This is a genomic window from Shewanella sp. ANA-3, from assembly GCF_000203935.1.
Lineage (GTDB): Bacteria > Pseudomonadota > Gammaproteobacteria > Enterobacterales > Shewanellaceae > Shewanella.
Window position 1 is genome coordinate 646,698 of sequence record NC_008577.1, and the last position, 14,307, is coordinate 661,004.

Consider the following 14,307-nt stretch of genomic DNA (forward strand, 5'->3'; position numbering starts at 1 on the left):
GCCTAGGCACTCAATGCTTGGGGGCTTATGTCTCTCTCTTCTAACAGGCAAAATCCGTTACTCGCGGATTTTGCCTGTTTTTTTGCCTTGGCACTCAAGGTCGATAGGCTATGTTCATTGCAGTTATAGGTATGGGCGGGAGTAAGTACGCCGACACACAGGCTGATTAACTTGTGATAACAGGCTTGTCCTTGCCTGTCATCGGCGAGCATTTCTTGGGCTTGCCAATGCTCTGCACTATAAAAGAGCGACTTGTTGGCCTCAAAATCGGTCAATATCCGTTGGCAGCGCTCGATGAGTTGCTCGCAGGTGCTGATCACCACAAAGTCATCGCCACCGACATGGCCGATAAAGCAGTTGTCCGTCTTGTATTTCACTAACAGATTGGCGACCTCGCAGATCACCTCATCGCCGCGGCAGAAACCGTAAATATCGTTATAGGGCTTGAACTGACAGAGATCAAAATAGGCCAAGTAGAAGGGCTTTTGTTGGTTTCTGAGGCGTTTGAGTTCTTCCTGAATAGGCACATTACCGGGTAAATCCGTTAACGGATTGGCATGCCTTGCCATCTTGATCCTGTGCTCGGTGATCCGCTGTAGCAAATCTTTAGTGTGGCCAATGCCGAGCAACTTGCCACGGCGCAGAATGATAAATTGCTGGGCGACGGTATTGGCGCTCTCCGAGGTCAGTAATTGGCTCACGATCGACAGGGGCTCGTTGGCTTCAATCTGCAACACTTGCGGGTCCATCACTTCACTGACGGCGTGGTTTTCATGCAGGGCTCGACCATAGGGCGTGCTAAAAAGCTCCAGCAAAGTCGCTCTACTAATAATCCCTAGCGGCAGTTGATCTTGCACCACTACCACGGCCTGTAAGGCGGGTTGAGAGCTAAAGGTATCGCTTAAGTGCTTAAGCTTGAGTGTCGGCACCACTGTTATGGCGCTGGTGCAGAGGCTTTCGGCGGATTCACTGTATCTGGGCTGCACTTGAGTATTATTCGGCACTAAGGTCGCTTTCATCGCGCGGCTCGGCTGCGCCTCGGGGCGTCCGAGTAAATAGCCTTGGCAATAGACTATGCCTAGCTGTTTGAGTACTGCGAGTTCCTCTTGGGTTTCAATCCCTTCGGCAATCACTTTGCAGGTGAGGCTCTGGCACAGTTCGACAATCGAGCGCACAAATTCTTGTTTAACCGGGGTCGAATCGATTTGGTGAATAAAGTGGCGATCGATTTTTACATAGTCGGGCGATAACTCAGACCAGAGCCGTAAACCCGAATAACCCGCTCCCAAGTCATCGATAGCGGTCATAAAACCTTGGCTACGATAGTGATTCAGGCAAGATTTCAGTAAGTCGATATCGTCTGCGGGATATTGCTCCGATAACTCAATCACCACCTGTGACGGTGAAATACCCAGCTGCTGTAGCAGTTGCAGCGTCATGCCCTTTGGATGAGTGGGACCGAGTAGGGCCTTAGGGGAAATATTAATAAACAAACGGCCTTGGAACTGGCGTAGTTTGAATTGCTCCAGCGAAATGCGGCGGCAGAGTGTCTCGAGTTCGCTCAATTTACCCTGATGTTCCGCGGTTTTAAACAGTGGAATGGGTGAGTAGAGCGGGCTATGCTCAGGCCCACGGCTGAGCGCTTCAAATCCGTGGATCTTGTGTTCCAAGATATTGAATATGGGCTGAAAAAGTGGGCTGATAGCCCCCTTTGCGATTATCTTATCAAGCTCTTTTGCCAGATCTAAACTCGTCATTACTTCAGCCCCCACGACAATGTTTGCGGAGTCTATGACTTAGAAATGACAAAATGATGACAATTTTGTTTGCCGAAAACCCGTGTACAGGAAATGAGAGCAAACGCTGAAATTGATGATATTTCAGCGTTTATTGAATTAGCTTTGCTTTTTGAAGGCGTGCAGGGTTTTGAGAAGGGTGGCCAGTTGGCGCACTAAGGTTTCCAGTGCGGCGGGATCTAGGCTGCTCTGTTGTTGCAGCTTAGTGAGGTCGTCCACCAATTCTTGCACATAGGGCAAAAAGCGGTTGCTCGACACGATAAAGCCCTGTTCGGCGGTGAAGATGCTAGTGAATTTCCCATGGCCCGCTTTTTTCAATTCATCTAACTTAGCGTCAGCGTCTATGGCTTGGCGATAGGCGATTTGAAGATTTTCTTTCAGTTGCTCTATAACCTTAGTGTGTGGCATAACAGCGTCTCATTGCAAAATTTGCAGGAATTATAAGGGGCAAAGGATATGGCAACAAGTCGATGGCGACTATTACTGGCGCTGTGCGGCGTCGCAATGTTTACCAGTGCGTCGGGTTGGGCGGCACAGACGGATAAACCGCCGTTTTATCAGGTGCAATGGCAGGGGAAATCCGCTTACCTTTTGGGCTCGATTCATATCGGCCGTGCCGATTTTTATCCTATGCCGGCGCAAGTGGAAGCGGCATTTACCAAGTCCAAGGGATTGGTGGTTGAAATCGATACCAATAAAATCGACAGCCGTGCCCTATTGCAAAAGTATGGTATGGCGACTCACGCACAGGGGCTAGATTGGCAGAGCCGGGACAAACAAACGATAGAGGTGATGCGCCACTATTGTGAAGACAAAGCAAGCCTATGCCAGTCGATTCAAGCCTTTGCGCCTTGGTTGCAGGCATCTCAACTTAATCTACTGCGCTACAATAGCTTAGGTTTTAGCACCGACTATGGTGTCGATATGCAGTTGCTTGGCCGTGCGGGTAAGCCTGTGTATCAGCTAGAGACGGCTGAGTCGCAGTTCCAATTACTGTCCTCCTTCGATAGCCAAGTTCAGTGGTCTATGGTGCGCGAAGCCATTAATGCCTCTGATGCCGAACTACTCTCACTGGTTGAGGCGTGGCGCTCCGGTGATGAAACTGCGCTGGATACTTTGATGCAGGAGCAGCTCGGCGGGGAGGGCGACACCCTGATGCTGGATAAAATTCTCTGGCAGCGCAATAAAGTCATGGCCGATGGCATGATGAGGTTAATGACCGCAGAAGCCACCAGTGAACCGCTATTTGTGGTGGTGGGCGCTGGCCATGTGGTGGGTGATAAAAGCGTGGTGCAACTGCTTAAACAGAAGGGCGCAACCGTAACCGCCTGTTGGCGTGATCAATGTGACTGATATAGCTATATGACGGATGATTGGGGGGATTCTGGATTTGAACGCACTGGGGTTGAATACACTTAGTGCACAGAACTAGGGTCGAATCATCTGGTGATGAAACAATAAAGGACGCCTTGGCGTCCTTTATTGTTTCGCGAGCTTATGCGGATGTGTCGGTTGCGGCGCTTTGCCCCAGAAAATGCACATAACGACCGAGCGAAATATAGGGCTCGCGTTGGGAATACTCGAGCTCCATCGTCAGCAGCTTTTGATAGTCAAAATCCGCTGGCTGATGTTTTTTCAAATAGTCGTGAATGACTCGCACACCCGACTCGCGCAGCAGATCCATATTCCATTCGGCAAACCATTGTTTAACATCATGAATATAAAGCGGGTGCGTGGGCGTGAGGCGCACCTTCTTCTTCACCTTAAGATCGGCGGCAACATAGTCGAAATTACCCGACACTAATGCATGGAAGCGCATCGCTTCTTTATTGTAAAACATCAGCGAAAACAGCCCATTGGGCTTAAGCATGGTCAGCAAGCCTTCCATGGTGGTTTTCGCATCGGCCAGCCATTCGACTACGGCATGGCAAAGGATAAGATCGAATCTGCCATGTTCGGCGACGGAGAGGGCCTGAATCGGCGCGTGCACTAAACGGATAGCAAATGGCGTGTCGCTGGCATCGATTTGTGTTTTCGCTTGGGCAAGCATTTCAGCGGAAATATCGCACAGCACCACTTCATGGCCCAGACGTGCCAGCTTTTGGCTGAAATAACCAAAGCCGCCGCCCGCATCTAAAATCCGCAGTTTTTTATCGCCAAATTGCGCCAAGGCGGGAGCGAGATCGCGCCATAACACGGCGGCACGGATTTCACCTTTAGGGGTGCCATAAATGTTCTTCGCGAATTTTTGCGCGAGTTTATCGAAATTCTTATCTTGCACGGGTTAACTAAGTTAAAGACTGGGGGCGATAGTGTCGCACAGGCGTAATATTTTCGCACTCGTAGTGTGGATAAGGCAAAGTCATACAGGACCATGTTTTTATAATATATTGATTTTTAATGGGATAAAAAATCACAGTAAAGTTGGGGATATCCAGAACTCTATCCGCTGGGGTATAATCACGCCGTTTTCGATAAACCTGACTCTTTAGCTGTCCATTCGGTGAGTCAGCATCAGCCCTTTTTAGACACAGTTTTGCCTGTTTTACACTCGTGAGCTTTTTGATTTTTCAGATGTTATGCATCTGTACGGGGTATTTCTGGTTATTCGTGCGTAGGGATAGTTAATTAAAAGGTACTCAGACTTGAATAATGCATATTGTGTTGAATTGAACGCGATGCCCTCGCTGTTTTCTCTTTATCGCAAGATTTTCTTTGGTCGTAAGCCCGGTTGGGATCAACAGCCCTTACCTTATATCAAGGTGTCGGCGCCCAATGTGCAAGTGTCCGAGGCCAAAGTTAGCCAATATGCCCAAGTGTGTGGCTTTAATTTCGACGGTAAAATATTACCGCCAACCTATTTGTATGTGATGGCATTTCGCCTACACGCGGTGATTTTTACCCACGATGGTATTACTTTCCCGCTGCTGGGGATGATCCATTTAAAGAACCGTATTCAAGTCTATCGTCCGACGACAGTCGATGAAGTGTTCTCCCTCGAATGCGCGTTAACGACCAGCCGTGAAACCGATTCAGGATTAGAGTTTGAATTTGTCTCTAAGGCCTTTGTGGGCGAAGAGCTGGTGTGGGAATCGTTGTCGACTTACCTCTATCGTATCGAGACCGCTGGCCGCCGCGTTCGTCCTCCTAAGGCGCTCGAGATGGCTTGGGACTCACCCCAATCATGGGAATTGAGTGAAGATTTAGGTCGTCGTTATGCCAAAGCATCAGGCGACTATAACCTGATCCACCTGCATCCCGTGCTGTCCAAACGTTTCGGTTTTGACCGTGTGCTGGCCCACGGTATGTGGTCTAAGGCGCGCTGTTTAGCGGAATTAATGCCTGAGATTGGTGAGCGTCCCTTCGTGGTCGATGTGGCCTTTAAGCTACCGTTACTGATGCCCGCAGAAGTGGGATTTGGTTACGAAAAATCACAAGACAAGTGGGTGTTTGAGCTGCGTGACAGTAAAGGTCGTAGACCGCACCTCAGTGGTGAAGTGCAGCTTTAAGCATGATGAGTAACGGCGCCTAAGGCGCCGTTTTTGTTGGTGTTGTTTGCAGCGCTAAGGCACGCTGCGTCCGGTTGATGCTTGCCAGATACTAAACCATTGCTGCCTGTCTAGGGTGAGTGACTGTGCGGCCACCGCCGTTTTTATCCTCGCGATATTGCCACTGCCGATAATCGGCACGGGCCGACTCGGTAACATCCGTACCCAGGCATAAATCACTTGGCTGATATCTTGGGCACCAATCTCATCGGCGATGACCGCTAAGGTTTGTTGCAGGCGAATGGCCTGTGGATGGTTATTATCAAAGATCTTACCGCCGCCCAAACATGACCAAGCCATAGGCCGAATGCGCCGCTCCTGACATAAATCGAGAGTACCATCGTGCAAACTCGCCATTATTAGCGGTGAAATTTCGATTTGATTGGTGACTAAGGGCTCAGCTAATCTCGACTGCAATAATGAAAACTGCGTGTTGGTGAAGTTAGATACACCAAAGTGTTGCACTTTGCCCGCCTGTTTTAAGTCAGCAAAAGCTTCGGCCACTTGATCGGCGTCCATTAAAGGATCGGGTCTGTGGATCAGCAGCAGATCTAAATAATCGGTTTTCAGCTGCTTTAGTGATTGCTCCACACTGGCAATAATATGTGCCTTGGAGGTGTCGTAGTGGTTTACGTAGCGCTCTGGGCGACAATCGAAGGCGGGCTTAATGCCACATTTGCTGACCAATTGCATCTGCTGTCTTAAGGCGGGTTTTAGCGCTAACGCCTCGCCAAACAGGGTTTCGCACTGGTATTGGCCATAAATATCGGCGTGATCCATAGTGGTCACACCTAGGTCTATATATTGTTCTATCAGGTTAAGCCGTTCGGCGGGTGACATTTGCCAACTGTGCATTCGCCAAAAGCCGGCAACAAACTCTGAAAAACTAAAAGGGGATCCGCTCATGTTGTTTCTCTTTTGGGAATCTGAATTTTGTAGGGGAAAGGACCCGAGTCGATTTATTTGATGCAGATTAAGGAATCGCTCATTAACCCTTTCGATGGCTATATATCTTAAAGCTAATCACCTAATATCCGCCATATTCAATCAGCCGTTGCTGATACTTACCGATTTTGCATACCTATTTTGTATTTCTTGCTCGCATGCCGAGCGGGGATACCAAAATACCCAAGGGAGAGATGACCCATGCTAACCGATATGGATATTTCGCGCCGTGCGCACCTAAAAGATATCGCAGCGCTTGGCGCCGAGTTTGGGTTATTGCCCGATGAGATGCAGCTCTTTGGCAAGACTAAAGCCAAGGTCGATTTACGTGCGCAGCAGCGCTTAGCCGAGCAGCAACAGGGCAAACTGATCATTGTCACCGCCGTGACACCTACGCCCCACGGCGAAGGCAAAACCGTCACCACCATTGGCTTAACCCAATCCCTCAAAGCGCTCGGTAACAAGGTGTGCGCCTGTATTCGACAGCCCAGTATGGGCCCGGTTTTTGGGGTGAAAGGTGGCGCTGCTGGTGGCGGTTACGCCCAAGTGGTGCCCATGCAGGAGCTGAATCTGCATCTAACGGGTGATATTCATGCCGTCAGCAGTGCCCATAATCTTGGCGCGGCGGCGATAGCCTCTCGGCTGTACCATGAAACACGTTTAGGCAAGGCCGAATTTGAGTCGCAGTCTGGGCAGAATTACCTGGATATAGCGCCTAATGGCATCCGTTGGCATAGGGTGGTCGACCATAACGATCGCTGTTTACGTGAAATAGAGGTTGGGCTGGGTGAAAATAATGGCCCAGCTTACACCTCTGGCTTTGATATTACCGCTGCCTCTGAGTTAATGGCGATTCTTGCACTCAGTCGTAATCTGGCGGATATGCGCGCGCGTATTGGCAAGCTTGTGCTGGCAGTCAATCGTCAAGGTGCGGCTATTAGCGCGGAAGACCTTGGGGTTGCCGGCGCGATGACGGCGATCATGGCGGATGCGGTAAAACCTACCTTGATGCAGACTTTAAACGGTGCGCCTTGTCTTATCCACGCAGGGCCATTTGCCAATATTGCCCATGGTAACTCGTCGGTGATTGCCGACGATATCGCCTTAAAATTGGCCGATTTTGTGGTAACGGAAGGTGGTTTTGGCTCCGATATGGGGTTTGAGAAATTTTGTAATATCAAGGCGCGCCAGTCTGGATTAGCCCCGAGCGCTGCGGTGTTAGTGACCACCTTAAAGGCATTGAAGGCAAATAGCGGCTTGACGTCGGATGCGGATATCAATGCGCCCGACCAAGCCCGTCTCGAGGCGGGATTTGCCAACTTAAACTGGCATATCAACAATGTGGCGCGTTACGGTATTCCCGTTGTGGTGGCTATTAATCGCTTTGCAACCGATACGGATGCCGAGCTTAACTGGTTGATTGAAGCCGTTGCGGGCACTGCCGCCTTTGGCTGCGAGCTTAGCGAGGCTTTCAGCCAAGGTGAGGCGGGGGCGCTGACCTTGGCGCAAACCGTCATGCGCGCCTGTGAGCAGCCAAGCGAGTTTACCCTGCTATATCCCGATGAAATGGCGCTTGAGGCGAAATTATCGACCTTGGCCGAAGTTGGCTATGGCGCTACTGGGGTGAGTTTATCCGAGGCGGCTAAGTTGCAATTACAAGAACTCAGTGCCCTTGGCTACGCCGATTTACCCGTCTGCATGGCAAAAACACCCTTATCCATTAGCCATGACCCTCAACTTAAAGGCGTACCGCAAGGTTTTATCGTGCCAGTGCGCGAGTTAGTGTTAAATGCTGGAGCCGGATTTATTACCGCGCTGGTGGGGAATGTGATGACTATGCCGGGACTTGGATTAGTTCCGGGCTATTTAAAGGTTGATATCGGCGCCGATGGTGAGATTACCGGTTTAGGTTAATCGATTAGCAGTTCGAATATCATGAAAAAGGCGCAATCTAGGATTGCGCCTTTTGTTTACTTCTCGCCTTGGCGAAGCGTTATTTACTGGTTTGGTAAATATGTACATCGCGCTGCGGGAAAGGAATGCTGATGCCCTCGGCATCGAAGCGCATTTTCACTTCGCGGGTAATATCCCAATACACATCCCAATAATCTTCGGGTTTAGCCCAAGGACGGACGATAAAGTCGACCGAGGACTCCCCTAAAACGTGCAGCTTAATGAGCGGTGCAGGGATTTTTTGCACCTTAGGATGCGCTTCCACAATCGACTTAAGCACGGCTTCGGCGTGCTCAATATTGTCGCCATAGCCAATGCCGAAGGTCATGTCGACGCGGCGTTGGTGCTCGGCGGTAATATTGTTAATGGTATCACCCCAAATCTTGTTGTTTGGAATAATAAGCCTTTGGTTATCTAAGGTTTTAATTGTGGTGGAGACTAGGCTCATATGGCTAACTCGACCAGTTACACCAGCCGCGCTAATCAAGTCACCCACATCGTAGGGACGATAGATCAAAATCATCATGCCCGAGGCAAAGTTCGAGAGTGAATCCTGCAGGGCGAAACCTATGATCACACCGGCGATACCAAAGCCTGCCAATAACGGGCCTAACTCTATGCCAAGCTGGGACAGGGCTATCAGTACACCGATAGTGAAGACCGCTTTTCCCGAGAGCGAGGTAAAGAAGTCTTGCAGTAACTTACTAAAATTTAACTTAGAGTTACTAACGGTATTACTCACAATCTTCTTCGCCAGTTTGCCCGCAAGGCTTGCGACAAACAGGATCATACAGAAGATAAATAGCTTAAAGACTAAAGTCGGGCCATGGTTGATGGACTGTTCTTTGGCCGTATGCAGCCATTGTTCGACTAAGCTTGAGGCCACATCGATACTCAAGACATCCTGGGTGATATCGCCTGAGATACTGAACAGGGTCTTTTTCAGTGAGGCGGTGTTTTGCTCGAGCGCATCGAGTAAGTCGATATCTATGCTAAGGCTCTGGCTATTGAGCGCCAATCTGTCCTTTAGCTGCATGACGCGACTGGTTTGCGCGGCGGTCACATCTTTACCGGCATTAGTGGCGGCGTTAACTGCATTTTGTAACTGCTGCTGGGTAAAAGTGACAAAGCTATCGAAGTTATCGGCGCGACTTAAGAGAATTTGGGTCAGCTCCGCTTTCTGCGCTGCGACATCTTCGCCCATTTGGCCGAGCCAGTTTAAGGTCTCGAGTCGTTGTTTGTAGTTGTTGTCCTTATCGAGCTCACGTTTAGAGATTTCGAGTAAGGTCGACTCATCATCCGCCGAGCCGAGTTTATGGGACAACTTGGTCACAATATCATTGAAGTAGTCGTTGATTTTAAGATTAAATGTCAGCTGCTCTTGCACCAATGCCAACATAAAGGCTTTATCGTAGTTCTCATCTTCTAACAGCACTTTAATCTTATTGCGTAACTGCAATGTCTTGTTTTGAATGCGATATTCAACAATGGTGCGCAACTCACCTTGGGATTGGGATAAGCGCGCAATATCCTCTTTAATCGCTGACTTTAGCGTAATTAATTCGTTTTGGGCTTCGTTAGGGACGGTAGCGGTTTGAGTGGCGGCAACGGGTTCGGCTGCATCCGTCGCGAAAACCTCGGTACTCAATAGCAGGGGAAAGCTGAGAGCGAACATGAATATGAGTGAGCGGCGCATAGGCGTTATCTTCAATAAAAATAGGTAGGTACATAATAGGAGCTGCGCTAAATACTGTAAAATTAGAACCGCATAAAATGCTATCTGAGTATAAAATTTGTGCGCTGGTTTGCAGCTTTCGCTATGGGAGTGAGGTTTTGAAACCACTGCGCTAATTAGTTCGACTGAGTGGCGGGAAATTCTGATAAACTTAGCGCCCCATGTCGAGGAACCTACTCTAAATGCTGTGCTCCCATTGCCATCAGTCAATCAAAATTGCCCAAATTACCCAACAGCGCGGAAAGGGCTTTCACGCTCAAGTGCAATGTCCCCATTGTTCAGCTTGGCTGGGACACAATCCTAAACTGTTGAAGTTAAAATTATTTGGCTTTTATGCGAGTGTGCTGACGGGTTTATACAGTTATTTCGATGCCTCGACGCGGCATTTTTTGATCCCTGTGATGATCTTCTGTGTGATGTTGCTGCTGGTGAGCCATTTTATGGATCAACTACAAACGATTGAGGCGCCAGAGAAGCAAGACGATAGCGATCAACGGCAAAAGTATCGCTAGAGGTGAGGGCGTTAGATTAACCGAGTCGAGCCGCGCAGGGGTTATCGCACAGGCTCAACTTGGTTTAGGCTAGGGCTGAGTTATTGGATAACCTGCTCTTGGCTCTCGAGTGAGTGTTCTACGTAATAAATCCCGCCCAAAATTACTGCGCCGAAAATCACTATCCCTAAGATTAATCCTAAGTTTTCACGAAAGAATGCTAGCATTTGGGTTGCCTTTTGCTGGGTTGAATAGAATGACTTATTAGCCAGTATTACACTGGGCACATCATAGTTTTACTGACTTAAGCTAATCTTAAATAACTCTTTTTGCCAACTTGAGCCGGTTTTTTGTTGTGCGTTTTTCATCCTAAAGTTGCAATGGTAAATATCTTGTAACGCATTGGGCGCCTATTACCTTATTGCAACTTGCTAGTGGCCTGACTTAAACTTGTGCCACTTTTTTACTATGGGGACGACTGAGTGAGACTGCACAGTCACATAAGACGCACAATTTCGATATGGCTTGCCGCCGTATTGGTGTTGCTGTCTTTTGTTGCCTCAGCCCATAGTGTGACCCACCTTGATGATGGGGCAAAGACGCACTGTACCCTGTGCTTCCATCAACATCAGCTGAATAAAATTCTGCTCACCCAACCGCTTAAGCTCGATTTAGCGGTACAGCGGTTCGATGTCTGTGAATTTGTCTTACCCGTTAGCTTCTCCACACACGTCAGTGTTTACCTAAGCCGCGCGCCACCTACTCTCCGCTAAATCAACTTTTACATTTTAACTTATTGTATTTCTTGATGACTTGGATGAGTCATCGAGCGCTAGTTGTATTTTGGAGATATCATGACTGTTTTTAACAACCGAATTTCTTTGGTGGCTTTGGCGTGCGCATTTGCTTCACCGACGTTATTTGCCGCTGACTCAAGTTTAACCAATCCGGCTATCAGCGCAGTGCTGAATGGCTATTATCAAACGGCCGAGCGTCCATTGGCTGAAACCGCCGAAGGATTTGGTTTAGGTGAAACTGAGCTGGCGATGAGCGCCAACATTGACGACATGTTCTACGGCAAAGTCACTGCCGTCGTTGAGATGCACGACGGTGAAACTGAGCTTAATCTCGAAGAAGCCTTTATCCAAACCATGGCGATGCCAGCGGGGTTCTCAATCCGTGGCGGACGTTTCTTATCGGATATCGGTTATTTAAATAACCAGCATTTACACACGGATTCATTCACCGACCGTCCTATTGCTTACCGCGCTTTTTTTGGTGGCCATTACTTTGACGACGGTGTGCGCTTAAACTTTGTGGCGCCAACGGATCTGTATTGGACCTTAGGCGCCGAAGCCTTCAAGGGCGACAGCATGCGCGCCGCCGATGAACACGGCGAACGTGAGTTTAAAAATGTGGGCGTATACACCTTTTACACCAAAATCGGTGGTGACATAGGTGATAACAGTTCATGGCAGGCGGGCTTAAGTTACCTACGTAACGAAAATGGCCAAGTCACAGCCCATGAAGAGGGCGATGAACACGAAGACGAAACCGCCGAGGAAGGCCATGACCACAGCCATGCGGCATCTTACACAGGTAAAAACACCTATGGTGCTGATTTTGTGTATAAATGGGCGCCAAATGGCAACTATAAATACCAAAACCTGACCCTGAGCGGCGAGTATTACCGTGTGACGGACTTTGTGCCGAGCGACCTTCATCCCGAAGATGCGCCGAGCAAGGATTATCATCAAGGTTGGTATCTGAGCAGCGTATATCAATTCACGCCTAGCTGGTCTGCGGGTGTGCGTTACGGCGAGGTGGATACCCAAGAGCTCCATGGCGATCATTTCCATGGACAGAAGTTAAAGGAATCTGAGGTGAGTCTGGCGTGGCATTCGAGCCATTTCTCGACGGTACGTTTCCAGTACACCAATCAGAAGGGAACTAACTTCGATGGAATCGAAGACGACAATGTTTTCACTGTTCAATACATTATGTCTCTGGGGGCTCACGGTGCGCATCAATTCTAATTTTGTTAAAGCGGCCGCAGCGGCCCTGTCTTTCGCCTGTTCAGGTTTTGCCCATGCAGAGCTGAATGTGTTTGCCTGTGAACCCGAATATGCCGCATTGGCAAAAGAGTTGGCTCCAAACGCCAGCATTTATTCGGCAACCACGGCCTTACAGGATCCGCATCAAGTGCAGGCGCGTCCGAGTTTAATCGCCAAAATGCGCCAAGCGGATCTGGTGGTCTGTGCGGGCGCCGATTTAGAAATCGGTTGGCTGCCAATGCTGCAAATGAAGTCGGCTAACGCTAAGGTTCGCTCTACCGATCAGGGGCTGTTTTTCGCCGCCGATCAAATCGATACCTTAGATAAGTTAGCGAGTGTGGACCGTAGCATGGGGGATGTGCATGCTCAGGGAAATCCGCATATCCACTTCGATCCGACGCGTTTGCTAAGCGTCGCGAATGCGCTCAGCGCTAAGATGAGCCAACTCGACCCGAGCGAGGCGGCGAATTACCAAAAGGCATTAGCGGACTTTAGTACTCGTTGGCAGGCGGCGGTCCCCCGCTGGGAAGAGCAGGCTAAAGCGTTAAAAGGCAAAAAGGTCATCGCCTATCACACCAGTTTTAGATATCTGTTCAACTGGTTGGGGATTGAACAAGCTGCTGATCTTGAGCCTAAACCCGGTCTGGCACCGACTAGCGGCCATTTAGCCAGTTTGCTGAGCCGCGCCGAGCAGGGCGATATTCTGGCGGTAGTTGTGGCGTCCTATCAGGATGAGCGTGGTGCTAAGTGGTTGGGTGAAAAGGCTAATCTACCTGTGCTTATGTTGCCAATGTCGGTTGGTGGCAACGATGCGAGTCAAGATCTCTTCAGCCTCTACGACAGCGCGATTGCCCTCTTAAACGGGGTGAAATAAGCCTATGTTGGATCTGGAACTGATGTCGATCCTGCTGCCAGCACTGGCGGCGGGGATCTTAGTGCTTTCAACGCATATTGTACTTGGCAAACAAGTGCTTAAGCGTGGGATCATCTTTATCGATTTAGCCATTGCTCAAGTCGCCGCGTTGGGGGCGATTGTGGCGCACATGGACCATAGGTTAGAAGAGATGCCATTTTCTAATGTGTGGATGCCGGCCTTATTCGCCCTTGCGGGGGCGGGTTTTATCGCTTGGTTATCTAAGCGGATGGCGGGTGAGCTAGAGGCGATGATAGGTTGCTTTTACGTGTTGTCGGCGGTGGCGGCCATGCTATTGCTGGCGAACGATCCCCACGGGGCTGAGCTGTTAAAGCAATTGATGTCGGGCCAGATCCTTTGGGTGAGTTGGTCGCAATTAGTGTTGCCGACCGTGGTTTATGCGGCTGTGTTAGCAGTGATTTTTCTGCGGCCACAGATCTTAAATGGTGCGGGATTCTATCTGCTATTTGCACTGGTAATCACCTTGTCGGTAGAGCTGGTTGGGGTCTATCTAGTGTTTAGCACACTCATTTTGCCAGCACTTGCGCTCAACAAGTACCAAGGTAAGAACGGCCTATTTTACGCTTATCTGGTCGGCCTTATGGGTTACTTGCTGGGGCTGGTGCTTTCGGCAACGTTGGACTTACCGAGCGGCGCGGCGATTGTCGCGACTTTGGCCCTTAGTGCCTTGGTCTTCCGTTTAGGCCTAAGTAAAACCGCGGCAGTGCGCTAGGTCGCAAACTAGGTTTTTCGCTTAGTCGTTTAAGCTTAGATATTGATTTAAAAGCCCATCGTCGTGCATGATTGCGCGAGTACCGATGGGCTTTTGTTTGGATTGTTAGCAACTCAGCTTACAGATGTAAACATTATAT

The 14,307-nt window shown here is 49.4% G+C and carries 14 protein-coding genes; 8 read left to right on the plus strand and 6 right to left on the minus strand.

All coding sequences use genetic code 11. The annotated features are described in order from the left end of the window. Window positions 1-2: 2 nt before the first annotated feature. Window positions 3-1,757 carry a GGDEF domain-containing protein gene (locus tag SHEWANA3_RS02915; RefSeq protein ID WP_011715754.1) on the minus strand — a complete coding sequence of 585 codons (1,755 nt, stop codon included), beginning with the start codon at window positions 1,755-1,757 and terminating at the stop codon, window positions 3-5. 138 nt (window positions 1,758-1,895) lie between these two features. Continuing rightward, a complete protein-coding gene (locus SHEWANA3_RS02920; RefSeq protein WP_011715755.1) occupies window positions 1,896-2,204 on the minus strand; it encodes a hypothetical protein in 309 nt (102 codons plus the stop codon). 48 nt (window positions 2,205-2,252) lie between these two features. Here SHEWANA3_RS02920 and SHEWANA3_RS02925 point away from each other — a divergent pair, with 48 nt between their 5' ends. Continuing rightward, window positions 2,253-3,149: a TraB/GumN family protein gene (locus tag SHEWANA3_RS02925; protein WP_011715756.1), complete on the plus strand. Its 897-nt coding sequence runs from the start codon at window positions 2,253-2,255 to the stop codon at window positions 3,147-3,149. Window positions 3,150-3,291: 142 nt separating this feature from the next. On the opposite strand, the gene SHEWANA3_RS02930 is transcribed toward SHEWANA3_RS02925, so the two are convergent. Continuing rightward, window positions 3,292-4,077, minus strand: a complete 786-nt coding sequence (locus tag SHEWANA3_RS02930; protein ID WP_011715757.1) for a methyltransferase domain-containing protein — start codon at window positions 4,075-4,077, stop codon at window positions 3,292-3,294. Window positions 4,078-4,474: 397 nt separating this feature from the next. On the opposite strand from SHEWANA3_RS02930, the gene SHEWANA3_RS02935 reads away from it, so the two are divergent. Further along, a complete protein-coding gene (locus SHEWANA3_RS02935) occupies window positions 4,475-5,305 on the plus strand; it encodes a MaoC/PaaZ C-terminal domain-containing protein (RefSeq protein ID WP_084796712.1) in 831 nt (276 codons plus the stop codon). A 54-nt stretch (window positions 5,306-5,359) separates the two neighbouring features. Here SHEWANA3_RS02935 and SHEWANA3_RS02940 read toward each other — a convergent pair whose 3' ends face one another. Continuing rightward, the gene (locus SHEWANA3_RS02940; protein ID WP_011715759.1) at window positions 5,360-6,250 is read right to left on the minus strand and encodes an aldo/keto reductase family oxidoreductase; all 891 of its coding nucleotides are present in this window, start codon (window positions 6,248-6,250) and stop codon (window positions 5,360-5,362) included. A 240-nt stretch (window positions 6,251-6,490) separates the two neighbouring features. On the opposite strand from SHEWANA3_RS02940, the gene SHEWANA3_RS02945 reads away from it, so the two are divergent. Then, on the plus strand, window positions 6,491-8,203 hold the full coding sequence (locus SHEWANA3_RS02945) for a formate--tetrahydrofolate ligase (RefSeq protein WP_011715760.1): 1,713 nt from the start codon (window positions 6,491-6,493) through the stop codon (window positions 8,201-8,203). Window positions 8,204-8,282: 79 nt separating this feature from the next. On the opposite strand, the gene SHEWANA3_RS02950 is transcribed toward SHEWANA3_RS02945, so the two are convergent. Continuing rightward, entirely contained in the window at window positions 8,283-9,938 is a 1,656-nt protein-coding gene (locus SHEWANA3_RS02950; RefSeq protein ID WP_011715761.1) for a mechanosensitive ion channel family protein, read from the minus strand. Window positions 9,939-10,159: 221 nt separating this feature from the next. Here SHEWANA3_RS02950 and SHEWANA3_RS02955 point away from each other — a divergent pair, with 221 nt between their 5' ends. Next, window positions 10,160-10,489, plus strand: coding sequence for a hypothetical protein (locus SHEWANA3_RS02955; protein WP_011621365.1), 330 nt, complete (start codon window positions 10,160-10,162; stop codon window positions 10,487-10,489). 80 nt (window positions 10,490-10,569) lie between these two features. Here the strand turns inward: SHEWANA3_RS02955 and SHEWANA3_RS23865 are convergent, their stop codons facing one another. Further along, the gene (locus tag SHEWANA3_RS23865; RefSeq protein WP_011621366.1) at window positions 10,570-10,695 is read right to left on the minus strand and encodes a hypothetical protein; all 126 of its coding nucleotides are present in this window, start codon (window positions 10,693-10,695) and stop codon (window positions 10,570-10,572) included. Between the two features lie 255 nt (window positions 10,696-10,950). On the opposite strand from SHEWANA3_RS23865, the gene SHEWANA3_RS02965 reads away from it, so the two are divergent. From SHEWANA3_RS02965 to SHEWANA3_RS02980, 4 genes are all read left to right on the plus strand, one after another. Continuing rightward, window positions 10,951-11,241, plus strand: coding sequence for a hypothetical protein (locus tag SHEWANA3_RS02965; RefSeq protein WP_011715762.1), 291 nt, complete (start codon window positions 10,951-10,953; stop codon window positions 11,239-11,241). Window positions 11,242-11,322: 81 nt separating this feature from the next. Then, the gene (locus tag SHEWANA3_RS02970; RefSeq protein ID WP_011715763.1) at window positions 11,323-12,504 is read left to right on the plus strand and encodes a membrane protein; all 1,182 of its coding nucleotides are present in this window, start codon (window positions 11,323-11,325) and stop codon (window positions 12,502-12,504) included. Then, the gene (locus tag SHEWANA3_RS02975; protein WP_011621369.1) at window positions 12,488-13,396 is read left to right on the plus strand and encodes a zinc ABC transporter substrate-binding protein; all 909 of its coding nucleotides are present in this window, start codon (window positions 12,488-12,490) and stop codon (window positions 13,394-13,396) included. Before SHEWANA3_RS02970 ends, SHEWANA3_RS02975 begins: the two co-directional genes overlap by 17 nt. Window positions 13,397-13,400: 4 nt before the next feature. After that, entirely contained in the window at window positions 13,401-14,168 is a 768-nt protein-coding gene (locus tag SHEWANA3_RS02980) for a metal ABC transporter permease (protein ID WP_011715764.1), read from the plus strand. Window positions 14,169-14,307 lie beyond the last annotated feature (139 nt).

Bases quoted from the DNA above. Each gene is read 5' to 3' on its own strand.
- SHEWANA3_RS02935 (WP_084796712.1), top strand. From the start codon at position 4,475: ATGCCCTCGCTGTTTTCTCTTTATCGCAAGATTTTCTTTGGTCGTAAG.
- SHEWANA3_RS02950 (WP_011715761.1), bottom strand. From the start codon at position 9,938: ATGCGCCGCTCACTCATATTCATGTTCGCTCTCAGCTTTCCCCTGCTA.
- SHEWANA3_RS02925 (WP_011715756.1), top strand. From the start codon at position 2,253: ATGGCAACAAGTCGATGGCGACTATTACTGGCGCTGTGCGGCGTCGCA.
- SHEWANA3_RS02945 (WP_011715760.1), top strand. From the start codon at position 6,491: ATGCTAACCGATATGGATATTTCGCGCCGTGCGCACCTAAAAGATATC.
- SHEWANA3_RS02915 (WP_011715754.1), bottom strand. From the start codon at position 1,757: ATGACGAGTTTAGATCTGGCAAAAGAGCTTGATAAGATAATCGCAAAG.
- SHEWANA3_RS02940 (WP_011715759.1), bottom strand. From the start codon at position 6,250: ATGAGCGGATCCCCTTTTAGTTTTTCAGAGTTTGTTGCCGGCTTTTGG.
- SHEWANA3_RS02970 (WP_011715763.1), top strand. From the start codon at position 11,323: ATGACTGTTTTTAACAACCGAATTTCTTTGGTGGCTTTGGCGTGCGCA.
- SHEWANA3_RS02920 (WP_011715755.1), bottom strand. From the start codon at position 2,204: ATGCCACACACTAAGGTTATAGAGCAACTGAAAGAAAATCTTCAAATC.
- SHEWANA3_RS02955 (WP_011621365.1), top strand. From the start codon at position 10,160: ATGCTGTGCTCCCATTGCCATCAGTCAATCAAAATTGCCCAAATTACC.
- SHEWANA3_RS02980 (WP_011715764.1), top strand. From the start codon at position 13,401: ATGTTGGATCTGGAACTGATGTCGATCCTGCTGCCAGCACTGGCGGCG.
- SHEWANA3_RS23865 (WP_011621366.1), bottom strand. From the start codon at position 10,695: ATGCTAGCATTCTTTCGTGAAAACTTAGGATTAATCTTAGGGATAGTG.